Origin of the sequence: Flavobacterium cerinum (assembly GCF_024496085.1) — a bacterium.
GTDB classification, from domain to species: Bacteria; Bacteroidota; Bacteroidia; order Flavobacteriales; family Flavobacteriaceae; genus Flavobacterium; species Flavobacterium cerinum_A.
Genome location: NZ_CP101751.1, coordinates 3160479 through 3172834 on the forward strand (window position 1 = coordinate 3160479; position 12356 = coordinate 3172834).

General features: G+C 38.2%; 15 protein-coding genes. 7 read left to right on the plus strand and 8 right to left on the minus strand.

Annotated features, from left to right (window positions below; genetic code table 11):
• Nucleotides 1–10: 10 nt before the first annotated feature.
• From NOX80_RS14185 to NOX80_RS14200, 4 genes are all read left to right on the plus strand, one after another.
• Complete coding sequence (locus tag NOX80_RS14185; RefSeq protein ID WP_256550456.1) at nt 11–613, plus strand: methyltransferase family protein; 603 nt, start codon at nt 11–13, stop codon at nt 611–613.
• Between the two features lie 15 nt (nt 614–628).
• Nucleotides 629–967, plus strand: a complete 339-nt coding sequence (locus tag NOX80_RS14190) for a cation transporter (protein WP_256550457.1) — start codon at nt 629–631, stop codon at nt 965–967.
• 37 nt (nt 968–1004) lie between these two features.
• Nucleotides 1005–2993: a heavy metal translocating P-type ATPase gene (locus NOX80_RS14195; RefSeq protein WP_256550458.1), complete on the plus strand. Its 1989-nt coding sequence runs from the start codon at nt 1005–1007 to the stop codon at nt 2991–2993.
• A gap of 151 nt (nt 2994–3144) precedes the next feature.
• On the plus strand, nt 3145–3807 hold the full coding sequence (locus NOX80_RS14200; RefSeq protein WP_256550459.1) for a class I SAM-dependent methyltransferase: 663 nt from the start codon (nt 3145–3147) through the stop codon (nt 3805–3807).
• A 14-nt stretch (nt 3808–3821) separates the two neighbouring features.
• Here the strand turns inward: NOX80_RS14200 and ettA are convergent, their stop codons facing one another.
• On the minus strand, nt 3822–5516 hold the full coding sequence (ettA, locus tag NOX80_RS14205; RefSeq protein WP_256550460.1) for an energy-dependent translational throttle protein EttA: 1695 nt from the start codon (nt 5514–5516) through the stop codon (nt 3822–3824).
• 175 nt (nt 5517–5691) lie between these two features.
• On the opposite strand from ettA, the gene NOX80_RS14210 reads away from it, so the two are divergent.
• Together NOX80_RS14210 and NOX80_RS14215 are read left to right on the plus strand one after the other, a co-directional pair.
• On the plus strand, nt 5692–6801 hold the full coding sequence (locus NOX80_RS14210) for a hypothetical protein (RefSeq protein WP_256550461.1): 1110 nt from the start codon (nt 5692–5694) through the stop codon (nt 6799–6801).
• Between the two features lie 13 nt (nt 6802–6814).
• Complete coding sequence (locus NOX80_RS14215) at nt 6815–7411, plus strand: hypothetical protein (RefSeq protein ID WP_256550462.1); 597 nt, start codon at nt 6815–6817, stop codon at nt 7409–7411.
• 33 nt (nt 7412–7444) lie between these two features.
• Here the strand turns inward: NOX80_RS14215 and NOX80_RS14220 are convergent, their stop codons facing one another.
• On the minus strand, nt 7445–8197 hold the full coding sequence (locus NOX80_RS14220; protein ID WP_256550463.1) for an SDR family oxidoreductase: 753 nt from the start codon (nt 8195–8197) through the stop codon (nt 7445–7447).
• An 81-nt stretch (nt 8198–8278) separates the two neighbouring features.
• A complete protein-coding gene (locus tag NOX80_RS14225; protein WP_256550464.1) occupies nt 8279–8641 on the minus strand; it encodes a hypothetical protein in 363 nt (120 codons plus the stop codon).
• A 247-nt stretch (nt 8642–8888) separates the two neighbouring features.
• Between NOX80_RS14225 and NOX80_RS14230 the strand changes: the two genes are divergently transcribed.
• Nucleotides 8889–9665: a LuxR C-terminal-related transcriptional regulator gene (locus NOX80_RS14230; RefSeq protein WP_256550465.1), complete on the plus strand. Its 777-nt coding sequence runs from the start codon at nt 8889–8891 to the stop codon at nt 9663–9665.
• A 50-nt stretch (nt 9666–9715) separates the two neighbouring features.
• Here NOX80_RS14230 and NOX80_RS14235 read toward each other — a convergent pair whose 3' ends face one another.
• The 5 genes from NOX80_RS14235 to NOX80_RS14255 form a co-directional block, all read right to left on the minus strand.
• Nucleotides 9716–10474 carry a hypothetical protein gene (locus NOX80_RS14235; protein ID WP_256550466.1) on the minus strand — a complete coding sequence of 253 codons (759 nt, stop codon included), beginning with the start codon at nt 10472–10474 and terminating at the stop codon, nt 9716–9718.
• Between the two features lie 65 nt (nt 10475–10539).
• The gene (locus NOX80_RS14240; RefSeq protein ID WP_256550467.1) at nt 10540–10872 is read right to left on the minus strand and encodes a hypothetical protein; all 333 of its coding nucleotides are present in this window, start codon (nt 10870–10872) and stop codon (nt 10540–10542) included.
• A 34-nt stretch (nt 10873–10906) separates the two neighbouring features.
• Nucleotides 10907–11296 carry a DUF1398 domain-containing protein gene (locus NOX80_RS14245; RefSeq protein WP_256550468.1) on the minus strand — a complete coding sequence of 130 codons (390 nt, stop codon included), beginning with the start codon at nt 11294–11296 and terminating at the stop codon, nt 10907–10909.
• Nucleotides 11297–11334: 38 nt separating this feature from the next.
• Nucleotides 11335–11829, minus strand: a complete 495-nt coding sequence (locus NOX80_RS14250; protein WP_256550469.1) for a MarR family winged helix-turn-helix transcriptional regulator — start codon at nt 11827–11829, stop codon at nt 11335–11337.
• Nucleotides 11826–12323, minus strand: coding sequence for a GNAT family N-acetyltransferase (locus NOX80_RS14255; RefSeq protein WP_256550470.1), 498 nt, complete (start codon nt 12321–12323; stop codon nt 11826–11828). The genes NOX80_RS14250 and NOX80_RS14255 overlap by 4 nt, the downstream gene beginning before the upstream one ends.
• Between the last annotated feature and the right edge of the window lie 33 nt (nt 12324–12356).

The window sequence follows — 12356 nt, forward strand, 5'->3', positions numbered from 1 at the left end:
AACTAAAAAAATGGAATACTTTTTAAAACTATATCTCCCTTTTTATCTGGTGCTTTATCTGCTGGTTACTTTTGTTATTCCCACGTATCGGACATATAAACAAACCGGTATTAATCCGGTAACCTTCGGTAAACAGGATAATGCACATGATTATATCGGTTTTGTGATGAAGTTTTTAATCGTCTTATCAACGCTATCCGTACTCTTGTTTTCTTTGGGAAGTAATTACTATCAATATACCGCACCGATCCTTTTTCTGGAAAGTGAACCGATTGTAATTACCGGATTATTCTTCATTCATATTTCACTGATTTGGGTGATGATTGCGCAATATCAGATGCAAAACTCATGGCGGATTGGTATTGACGAAACACATAAAACGGAATTGCGTACCACCGGAATTTTTGGCATTAGCCGAAATCCTATTTTTTTAGGAATGATCATTAGTATATCGGGACTTTTTTTAATTGTTCCCAATACATTGACTTTTTTTACGATGTTAGCGACTTATTTTATCATCCAAATACAAGTACGTCTTGAAGAAGCATTTCTTTTACAACAACATCCGGATACCTATCCGAACTACAAACAACGTGTAAAACGATTTTTATAACCCTATAAATTCTATATGATGAAAACTTTTTATATAATCGCCCTTATGACCCTGACGATGGCTACAGCCAAGGCACAAGTACAAAAAGCAGTGATCAAAACAGCTATTACCTGCGATCATTGCAAACAATGTGAAACCTGCGGTCAATTATTCGAAAAGAAACTGATTCGCCAGAAAGGTGTCCAAATGGTTACTCTCAACGAAACGGAAATGACCATCACTGTATTTTTTAATTCCAAAAAGACCGATCTACCGGCTATTCGCACCGCGATTAGTCAACTGGGCTATGACGCTGACGAAATAAAAGCGGATCCGAAAGCCTACGAATCACTGGACGGTTGCTGTAAAGCCTGATCATCTCTGTATTTATATTTTCATAATCCTGAAAATTATGACAACTAAAAACCATCAACACACAAACGTCGAAACGGACTGCTGTTCAGCCGATCGCAAAGTCAATACTTCACACAGCCATAATCATGATGACCATGATCACGGACATGATCATAATCATGACGGAGCCACCGGTTGGAAACTATTTCTTCCGGCTATACTTTCCTTTGTATTGCTGATGATCGCTATCGGAATTGACAATTATTTCCCGATTCCGGCTTTTACCGGATGGGTTCGCATCGGTTGGTATATCCTTGCCTATTTACCCGTAGGCTGGCCGGTTTTAAAAGAAGCCTGGGAAAACATTCGCAAAGGTGCTTTTTTTACTGAATTCTTTCTGATGTCGATTGCTACTTTAGGCGCCTTTTATATCGAACAATATCCGGAAGGAGTTGCAGTTATGCTTTTTTATGCCATAGGAGAATTGTTTCAGACATTAGCTGTTAGTCGGGCTAAATCCAATATTAAAGCGCTACTGGATCAGAGACCGGATACCGCAACGGTAATAGCAGACGGTAATCCGGTAACTAAAAAAGCGGAAACCATTACGATTGGTGAAATCATTCTGCTAAAACCGGGCGAAAAACTAGCATTAGACGGTAGACTTTTATCCGATTCCGCTACTTTTAACACAGCCGCTCTAACCGGCGAAAGTAAACCGGATACAAAGCGCAAAGGCGACATCGTATTAGCCGGAATGATCAATTTGAATACAACCGGTCATGTGGAAGTAACAACTGCTTATACCGACAGTAAATTATCCAAAATTCTGGAAATGGTACAGGAAGCTACAGCCAAAAAAGCGCCAACGGAATTATTTATCCGGAAATTTGCTAATATCTACACTCCTATTGTCGTATTTCTGGCCATTGGAATTTGTCTTTTGCCTTTATTTTTTGTTTCAGACTATAATTTCAACGACTGGTTATACCGCGCTTTGGTGTTCCTTGTTGTATCCTGTCCGTGTGCCCTGGTGATTTCCATTCCACTTGGTTATTTTGGTGGAATCGGTGCTGCCAGTAAAAACGGAATTCTGTTTAAAGGCTCGACCTTTTTAGATACAATGGCTGCAATACAAGCTGTCGTGATGGATAAAACCGGTACGCTTACCAAAGGTGTTTTTAAAGTGCAGGAAGTCGTAGCAACCGGCATTACCGAAAACGAACTGGTTCAATATACCGCTGCTTTGGAAACCCATTCTACACATCCGGTGGGAACGGCTATTATTGCCTATGCCAACGGATTGGAAAAGACGGTAACAGTAAGTGATGTTGAAGAAATTGCCGGCCATGGTTTACAAGGCGTTGTAAATGGTAAAACAATAGTAGCCGGTAATCTAAAACTGCTTAAAAAATTCGGCATTTCCTATGATACGGCTATTGAAAACACGCCTTATACTATTATCGCAGTCGCTTTAGACGGACAATATGCCGGTTATTTTCTGATTTCCGATGAAATTAAGGAAGATGCGCCACAGGCTATTGCCAATTTACATCAACTGGGAATTAAAACCGTTATGCTTTCGGGTGACAAACAAGCTGTTGTAACCGCAGTCGCAAAGGAACTCAATATTGATGTCGCCTATGGTGATTTGTTACCGGAAAACAAGGTCGAAAAAGTACAGCAGTTAAAAGATCAGAACCTTAAACTGGCTTTTGTAGGCGATGGTGTTAACGATGCTCCGGTTGTTGCTTTAGCCGATGCCGGTATCGCAATGGGCGGTCTGGGAAGTGATGCCACTATTGAAACCGCCGATATTGTAATTCAAAACGATCAGCCTTCTAAAATATATACCGCTATTTCGATTGGTAAAAAAACCAAACAGATTGTCTGGCAAAACATAGGAATGGCTTTTGTTGTAAAAGCTTTTGTATTAATCCTCGGTGCCGGCGGACTCGCTACGATGTGGGAAGCTGTATTTGCCGATGTAGGCGTTGCATTATTAGCCATCCTGAATGCTGTTCGAATACAGAAAATGAAATTCTAACACACTTACACCTGACAGGTTTCTAAAACCTGTCAGGTGTTAATACGGTTTTTAAAACCTGTCAGGTGCAATGTTATAACTCTTTCGTAAAATACTACAACCTTTTTCCGGGTTTATTCCAATATTTTCGTCTTTCTAAATCTAGTTAATTATGACACCTTTATCTCCTTTAGAAACCGGTATACAATTGCGGAAACCGGAAGGCGAAAACGGCATTGCAATCGGACGTGATATGAATCGTTCCAACAGTCAGATGTATAATGACCTGTTTTCTTTACTACACTTAAAAGACAATGATATCCTACTGGAAACCGGTTACGGAAACGGTATTCATTTCCCGAATTATTTCGCTACCGAAAAAGCCATCACGTTATATGGTATGGATTATTCCGAAGTAATGTATCAGGAAGCAGTTAAAAATAATGAATCAGCGATAAAAGAGGGTAAAATCATCGTGGAATACGGCGATATTAAAGATTCTAACTATCCGTCCAATCAGTTTGATCATATTATTGCGCTAAATACCGTTTATTTCTGGGAACCGTTGGAAACCTATCTTAAAGTATTACATCGAATACTAAAACCCGGCGGAAAACTCTATATCGGCTACCGACCTAAGCGCGTTTTACATAACGTTGATTTTGTACAACACGGTTTTTCGCTATATGATGAGGCCGTTTTAAACGAACAACTTCTGAAGTCCGGTTTTGAAATCATTCAGGAGTATCAGAACGATTACACTAAAATGACCGTAACCGGTCAGCCACTCAACAGTACCGATCTGATCACTATAAGTATAAAAAAAGAGGCTTAAAAGCCTCTTTCTTACTATCCTCGGATCAATTTTTTGTATTTAATACGTGTTGGCGTTAAATCACCTCCAAGACGTTTCTTTTTATTTTCTTCATAGTCAGAGAAACTTCCTTCAAAGAAATAAACCTGTGAATCGCCTTCAAATGCCAGGATATGCGTACAAATCCTGTCCAGGAACCAACGGTCGTGGGAAATTACTACAGCACAACCGGCGAAATTTTCCAAACCTTCTTCTAAAGCACGAAGTGTATTGATATCCAAATCATTCGTTGGCTCATCCAGTAACAATACGTTTCCTTCTTCTTTCAACGTCATGGCTAAATGCAAACGGTTACGTTCTCCTCCGGAAAGTGTCGCTACCTTTTTATTCTGGTCACTTCCTCCGAAATTAAAACGGGATAAATACGCTCTGGAATTTACCTGACGTCCTCCCATCATAACCAATTCCTGTCCATCGCAGAAGTTTTCCCAAATAGACTTATTCGGATCGATATTGGAATGCGACTGATCTACATAAGCGATTTTAGCCGTATCACCGATGATAAACTCACCGCTATCCGGATTTTCTTCTCCCATAATCATTCGGAAAATTGTTGACTTACCGGCACCATTCGGACCGATAATCCCTACAATTCCCGCTTGTGGTAATGTAAAATTCAGGTTTTCGTATAATAGTTTATCACCAAATGCTTTTGAAACGCCTTTTGCTTCAATTACATTTGTTCCTAAACGCGGACCATTCGGGATGTAGATTTCTAATTTCTCATCCAATTGTTTTTGGTCTTCATTTAATAATTTATCGTAGTTCTGTAAACGGGCTTTTTGTTTCGTCTGACGCCCTTTGGCTCCCTGACGTACCCAATCTAACTCTCTTTCTAATGTTTTTCTACGTTTGGACGCTACTTTTTCTTCCTGTTCCATACGTTTTGATTTCTGATCCAACCAGGAAGAATAGTTTCCTTTCCACGGAATACCTTCACCACGGTCTAATTCTAAAATCCATCCGGCTACATTATCCAGGAAATAACGGTCGTGGGTTACAGCAATTACCGTTCCCGCATATTGTTGTAAGTGTTGCTCTAACCATAGTACGCTTTCCGCATCCAAGTGGTTGGTAGGCTCATCTAATAATAATACATCCGGTTGTTGTAATAATAGTCGGCATAAAGCAACACGACGACGTTCTCCTCCGGATAATACTTTGATTGGCGTATCCGGTTCCGGCGTACGTAACGCATCCATTGCGATTTCCAGTTTGGTATCCAGTTCCCACGCTCCTACTGCATCAATTTTATCCTGAAGTTCTGCCTGACGATCCATTAATTTCTGCATCTTATCCGCATCTTCGTATACTTCCGGCAATCCGAACATATCGTTGATTTTATTAAACTCATCCAGGATTGCTACAGTCTCGGCCACCCCTTCGCGAACGATTTCGATAACGGTTTTGGTTTCGTCTAATTGCGGTTCCTGCTCCAGATAACCTACGGTATAACCCGGTGCAAAAACGACATCACCCTGATAGTTTTTGTCAACTCCGGCGATGATTTTTAATAAGGATGATTTACCCGATCCGTTTAATCCCAGAATACCGATTTTAGCTCCGTAGAAAAAACTCAGATAAATGTCTTTTAAAACCTGCTTATTCGTGCTCGAGTAGGTTTTACTTACCCGTGACATCGAAAATATTACTTTCTTATCGTCTGACATGTTAGAATGTATTTTAGTATCTATTTAGACAGCAAATATAAGTGAAATACGATAGAATAAAAATTAAGGAGTGCATAGTTACGATAATTCATTCTTGTTTTGATTACTTTGAATTTTTTATGTCACGAAGTTGAATATATTTGTATTACAAACTATCATTACTTTACATCAACTCATGAAATTTCTAAAATATCTAATCCTTTTTATCCCTTTTGCTTCTTTTTCTCAAAGCGTAGACGAATTAATCGGTCAGGCGCAACATGCCTATAGCGGTAAAAACTATAAAATGGCTTCGGAAAATTACCAAAAAGCGATTGCCTTACAGGATATCGGAAACTATTTTGTCTATTATTATGCGGCTTTGACAGCCAATTTGAATAAAGAAGAAGACCTTGCTCTAAAAATGTTGCAACAATCCGTTTCAAAAGGCTTGGGACAGGAAGACAATGAAATCGATTTTATCGAAAAGATGCCGGAATTTGCTAATTTACATGATCGAAGCGAATGGAAAAGCATTCTTTCGCAGATGAGAAACCGAAATACGGAGATCAAAGAAAAGGCTCGTAAAGTAACGGAAGACTGGAAGAAAAGTATTTACGACAATAAAGCGATAAAACCCGGTTTTACACTACTCTTCCAGAAAATTGACACGATCGATTTTCCGTATCTCGTTTATGTTCCAAAAAGTCCAAAACAAAAAAACAAATTACCGTTGATTGTTTATCTTCACGGCGGTACCGGATCACAGGATTTTAAAGAGCTTTATGAAAATCCGGAGATTCAAACCGAACCCATTTTTACTTCCGCCCGCTTTTTAAATGCTATTGTAATTTATCCGATTGCCCGGGAATCTTTTAGCTGGTATAACAACAAAAAATCTCTGGAAAGTATTGTGCAAATTGTTTCCGGTTTTGAATCGAAATTCAAATACGACAAAAAGAACGTTATATTGGGCGGTATGTCTATTGGCGGACGAGCGACCTTTTGGTTTGCCGAACATCAGCCGAAATTGTTTAAAGGATTCTATACGTTCTCCGGAATTCCGGAACTAGACTTTGAAAAACTGGATTTTAGTAAGTTTGATACTACCCGACCGATTATCAGTGTGAATGCGAAAGATGATACCACCTATAAATTGGATGATGTTCAAAAAATTTACAATCAGCATAAATTTGACAAATGGACATTGGAAGTATTAGAAAAAGGTACGCACGGTTTTATTTATAATTCACAAGTCGACGGTCAGGAGATTGTAACAGAAACACTCAAAAAACTGTTAGATTAATATAGCAATCATCATGAAGTATCTAAAACAAGATATGATGCGGCTATTGACCGGTCTTTTACTACTGCCTTTTTTCTATAGTTGTGCCAGTTATGAAAACAAACAGGTTCGCAAAAATGCAGTTCAACTTCATGAATCCGAGATCAACCGGTTTAACGGAACATACGAACTGTATCCGGATATCGACTATGATCATAAAGATAATCCCAAATCGTCGGAAAAGTGGGCTTCCAAATTGCATCTGCCAAGCGCTATCGATAATCGGTCAACCGTATATGATAGTCTGAAACAATATACGGTTCGATTAAATGTATTGGATAAAAACACCATGCAATTTATCGTTCATGATCAGCAAAAACCAGTTGACACCATTCTGCTAAAAGGAAAACTAAAGCGTAACGGTCTGTTTTATTTTAAAAATTTAGAAGTTAAATCGCATGGCGTTCCTTATCTTTTTGGCGGTACGCAAAGTAATAAATCACGGATCGGATTAACAGCCGACAATGGTTTGCTTGTCAATCAGGCTTACGATAATTCCGGAGCGCTATTGCTTATTTTCTGGTCGGGTAATGCTTATAATTCAACGTTACATTATAAACGAATCGAATAAGAAAAAGGTGGTCATATAACCACCTTTTGTATTTTAACGGATTACAGCTATTCCGGCATCTACTTTTAATTCTGCACCATGAATATAAGATGCGGCATCCGAAGCCAGGAAAAGTACCGCTTCTGCGATTTCTTCCGGTTCTCCTTGTCGTTTAAACGGAATCGTAGGAATCAGATTGGTTACCGCTTCTTCGATCTGTTGCGTATTAAGTCCCGTATTGCTGTAAATATTGGTTTTAATATGCCCCGGACTGATTCCGTTCACGCGAATTCCTTTTGTAACCAATTCAGCCGCAAAAGTCTTAATAAACGACTGTACCGCTGATTTAGCAGCCGAATAAACCGAAAAATTAGGGATTCCGACTTCCGTTACAAAAGAAGTATTAAAAATGATACTACTTCCCGGTTTTAGTAGCGGTAAAAGCTGTTGTACGGCAAAAAAAGGCCCTTTAACCAACATCGAAAATAATTCGTCAAAATGAGCCTCATCTGCATTTTCGACAGCTGCAAACCGACCGTATCCGGCATTCAGAAAAACCAGATCCAATGTATTGGTCAGCTCTTGCACCTGTTTGCGTAATTGGGTTAAATCCTGCCAGTTACCGGCATTAGAAACTAAACCATAACTGCTTTCCCCTAATTGTTCAGTTGCTTTAGTTACTGTTTCGATACTCCTTCCGGTAATAATTACGTGTCCGCCTTCGGCTATAAACTGTCTGGCAGTAGCCAGGCCCATTCCGTTGGTTCCACCGGTTATCAGTGCCCATTTGTTTTGAAATCGTTGCATTGTATTTGTTTTAAATTACAATACAAAAATGGATGATCAAGTATTTAATCCCAACCCGATTCTTGCGGTCTTACCAACGGATCAGAAGACTTCAACCCGAATGGCAGAACTGGCCGAATAGCAATTGGTAAACGTATTATCAAAAAATACGCGTCCGTAGGCATTTAGAGCAACGTTTCCGGTGTACGTCAGTATGTTGTTGACAAAAATTCTGAAGTTAAAACTGGTAGCGATGTTTAAATTGTTTATTATTTCGAAGTTATTCACACAGGTGTGTACTCCATTAATAACATCGTAGGAAAAGATAAAATTATGCGGATTTGCTCCAACAGAATTCAGCACATTAATTGTTGCATAAGCCTGATTATAAGGCTGTGCCTGCATTTTTGTCGGCGCTATTGCAAACAAAAGCAGGAATACGGTTTTTAGTAAAAGTGATTTCATTATTTAATTGTTTATGATTACTACACAAAATGCCTCAATATTCACTATACTATTTCTATTCTGAGTTTTGATCAAAATCAATAAAAAATCAACCAATTAGAAAATTTACAGGCATTACAATCGACTACAATCAATCTTAACTCTAATTTATTTTAAATTTCTTAACAAAAAATCACTAGTATTAGCGATTTTTTAATTCTCAAATTGAGAATTTTATTTATTTTTACATATAATCTTTCAATCCGATATGGAATTACTTCAATTCAATACGATGAAAAAAACCTGGCATCAGATAGCCCGGTATCACGATGGTAATACACCACCGTCTTTTGAATTGGAGGTTTATAAAAAGCTGTTGAATTTCTTCCATATCGGAGCGTTCTACTACTATATTGTGAACTTACCGCATGTTACAATAGAATTTGTAAGTGATTCCGTTAAAACTGTTTTAGGGATTGGTACTACCTCCGATTTTAATGTCGAATATATACTAAGTAATATTCATCCGGATGATTTAAATCGGTTTATGGCGTATGAACAACAAGTTACCGCATTTTTTAATGCGTTACCGCCGGATAAAGTCTTAAAATATAAAGTGAGTTATGACTATCGTTTACGATGTGCCGATCGTTCCTATAAATGGATTCTGATGCAAACCGTAACGATACAAAGTGATGAAAAGGGATCTGTAATTCGAGTATTGGGAATACAAACTGATATCACCCATCTTAAATCCGATAATAAGCCTTCCGGACTTTCTTTTATAGGCCTTGACGGAGAGCCTTCTTATTATAACGTAGGCGAACTAAACACAAAATCATCTGCTTCAAAAACGCTTTTCACCTGTCGGGAGCGTCAAATTTTACAATTAATCGTTACCGGAAAAAGCACCAATGAAATTGCCGATTTACTGAATATTTCCCGGCATACCGTTAATACACACCGGAAAAATATTCTTTCCAAATCGGATTGTAAAAGTCTTGTTGAATTAGGTTCAAAAGCGATACGGGAAGGTTGGATATAAAATTCTATTCAGGAAAACATTCACATATTCTACAACAATCTCTGATACAATTAGAATGTTCGGTCATCTAACCATGTGGTATCATCATGCGTGATCCATTTGTTATTTTCAAATCGATATGTAACTGTGATCTTTTGAGTATGTTGAACCTGAAAGTCGGAATCTTCGTTTAATTTTCCTTCTTCTAAGGTATAATGCACTAAAAGGGTGTCTTTTTTAGCTACAATCCAACTATCCAGTTTCTGCGATAATCCATTAAAACCAAGAGAGGACCATAAATCTACCGGTATTTCCAGAAATTCACCCTGTGCTAATTTATTTTGAAATAAATGGAGATAACCGGCACAATAACCCGATCCGGTTGCACAGGTTTTTATTCCGAAAAAATGGCCGTATTTCTGAAATCCATCATAATAATTTCCCCAGCAACATGGATATGCTCCGTGATAAAAGCGTTCGGTGTCGACTATAGTACCGTTTTCTTTTATCTCAATAAGTAAATGGGTTTCAAAATTATATTTAGATGATAAATCTATGGTGCAAAAGTAATAGTGACCGGTTTCTTTTATTTTGTAATATTTGCCTATTGTGTCATTTTCTTTTGCGTGATTCCAATAGGAATCCACGGTATCCGTTAGCTTTTTAGTTAACAGAAATAGAAGTCCCTCCTTTTTAGTCACAAAACCGGAATCTGCAACAAACAATGAAAAACCGGAATCTTTTTTAATCTGCCTATTTATATTTGAAGAACGCTGCTGACAAGCGATCAATAAAAAGAGAACAACTAAACAGTATAGTCCGTACTTCATTTTCTTCCGACTTTTATATCGTTTATTTTCAATACTATTCCGAATACAACTTTTTTCATCCGTTGTTATTCAACTTCATCATAATCGTCCGTATTAAATACGATTTCGATTATTTCACTCATTTCAAGATCCCAAACACCGCCGGCATCGTCTTCCCAATATTGAATACCTTCAAGATGCTCTTTGGTAACTTCATTTTCTCCGGTCTTTTTTCCGATGGAAAGCAGAAGCTGTTCGGCACTAACCGGTAAATGTTGTACTTCACATTCACTGTCCTGATACGCTACATGAATGATTTTTTCATTGTCAACCTCATCAATTCGCGTTATCGTTATATGACCGTTGGGCGTATTTTTCACATTCCAGCAATCCCCTACTTTTAATTTAAAATCCTGCATTTTATTTTGCTTTTATCGTTACGCGAATAAACGATTAATTCGGGATATTTTCAACAAGTATTTCATTGCCCGCCCAATCATAATACGTACATGTTCTTTTTTGCATATCCATTGCCCATTTTGCTATTCCCGACCGGGCACAATCGTTACAAAAAGCCATATAATTCGTTAGTCCGCGCTGGTGTGCTTTTAAATCGTCTAAAAACGCAATCCGATCAGTTTTCGTAGCAATAATAAGTGGTTCATATACGGGGCCGGAAGTGATTTGATAATTTGCTTCACCATAATATTCCGTATGCCCGTCCTTTACATATGTTTCATAAAAAATAACGCCCAATTGTATCAGATCCTGAACATAATCGGGGAAATCGGCACCTGAATGTACTTTAGCATGAGCGGCTTTGATTTGTTCTATTGTAAACATAGGGTTTGTCTATTTATTAACTCAAATATACGGTTTTCCTATGGTTTCAGGGCTTCCTGCTCTTGCTTTAATTGCATAACCCGTTGTAAAAAACTTTGCGTTGCGATTTTATTTTCCGCTTCGGTAATCGCCTGTAATAACCGGTTTTCATTATCAGCTATTTCATGTAAAGCCGTACGAATTACTTCCCAAACCGGTTTCATTTGTTCGATCAGTTCCAGTCCTTTATCCGTTAACAGAATCATACGTCTACGCTCGTCAACTTTATCTTTTTTAGAACGGATCAGCTTTTGTTTTTCGAGTTCTTTTAACAAACTGATTGTTGACGGATGGGTATATCCGATTTCGTTTGCAATTTCCACTACACTCAGCATTTCTTTATGGTACAAGGTATAGATCACCGGGAACCATTTGGGTTCAAATGCGATTCCGTACGCTTTATAAATTTGCGCTCCGTCTTTACGCAGTTGTTCGCTAAGGCGTTGTAGACGTGTTGATATGGCTAATATTCCCGATTCGTCAATAATGTTCATGGCTGTTTGTTTAAGTTTAAATGACAAAATACATTATCCGCCTGCATTACCGGAAATGCATCCGGTAGTGATTCCTTTTCAATTCGCACAAAGTTATTCTTTTCATAAAAACGAAGTGCCGCTTCCAATATGGAGACCGTTCCCAGATATACCTGATCAATACCGTTTTCACGACAATAGGTTAATAGAATATCCAACAATTGCTGTGCGATTCCGAGTTCTTTTCCGCGGTATTCTTTTTTGACAAACATTTTGCGAATTGCCGCTTCATTATCTGCGTATTTGATCAAAGCAATTGTACCTACCAGTTCTCCGTTGCGAAATGCGCCCCAAAACGAACCGCCGCTCTGATAATAAAAAGCTTCAATTGCCATTAAGTCCGGTTGATCTTCAATTGTGATCGGTACGTTAAATTCCTTTTGCTGAATACTTAAAATCAGATCAATCGCAGCTTCCGAATATTCATTCCCGATCGGTTTAATAATGGTTTCCATAGTTTATTTTAATTTACAACACAAAACTACGTA

Bases quoted from the DNA above. Each gene is read 5' to 3' on its own strand.
- NOX80_RS14185 (WP_256550456.1), top strand. From the start codon at position 11: ATGGAATACTTTTTAAAACTATATCTCCCTTTTTATCTGGTGCTTTAT.
- NOX80_RS14190 (WP_256550457.1), top strand. From the start codon at position 629: ATGATGAAAACTTTTTATATAATCGCCCTTATGACCCTGACGATGGCT.
- NOX80_RS14195 (WP_256550458.1), top strand. From the start codon at position 1,005: ATGACAACTAAAAACCATCAACACACAAACGTCGAAACGGACTGCTGT.
- NOX80_RS14200 (WP_256550459.1), top strand. From the start codon at position 3,145: ATGACACCTTTATCTCCTTTAGAAACCGGTATACAATTGCGGAAACCG.
- ettA (WP_256550460.1), bottom strand. From the start codon at position 5,516: ATGTCAGACGATAAGAAAGTAATATTTTCGATGTCACGGGTAAGTAAA.
- NOX80_RS14210 (WP_256550461.1), top strand. From the start codon at position 5,692: ATGAAATTTCTAAAATATCTAATCCTTTTTATCCCTTTTGCTTCTTTT.
- NOX80_RS14215 (WP_256550462.1), top strand. From the start codon at position 6,815: ATGAAGTATCTAAAACAAGATATGATGCGGCTATTGACCGGTCTTTTA.
- NOX80_RS14220 (WP_256550463.1), bottom strand. From the start codon at position 8,197: ATGCAACGATTTCAAAACAAATGGGCACTGATAACCGGTGGAACCAAC.
- NOX80_RS14225 (WP_256550464.1), bottom strand. From the start codon at position 8,641: ATGAAATCACTTTTACTAAAAACCGTATTCCTGCTTTTGTTTGCAATA.
- NOX80_RS14230 (WP_256550465.1), top strand. From the start codon at position 8,889: ATGGAATTACTTCAATTCAATACGATGAAAAAAACCTGGCATCAGATA.
- NOX80_RS14235 (WP_256550466.1), bottom strand. From the start codon at position 10,474: ATGAAGTACGGACTATACTGTTTAGTTGTTCTCTTTTTATTGATCGCT.
- NOX80_RS14240 (WP_256550467.1), bottom strand. From the start codon at position 10,872: ATGCAGGATTTTAAATTAAAAGTAGGGGATTGCTGGAATGTGAAAAAT.
- NOX80_RS14245 (WP_256550468.1), bottom strand. From the start codon at position 11,296: ATGTTTACAATAGAACAAATCAAAGCCGCTCATGCTAAAGTACATTCA.
- NOX80_RS14250 (WP_256550469.1), bottom strand. From the start codon at position 11,829: ATGAACATTATTGACGAATCGGGAATATTAGCCATATCAACACGTCTA.
- NOX80_RS14255 (WP_256550470.1), bottom strand. From the start codon at position 12,323: ATGGAAACCATTATTAAACCGATCGGGAATGAATATTCGGAAGCTGCG.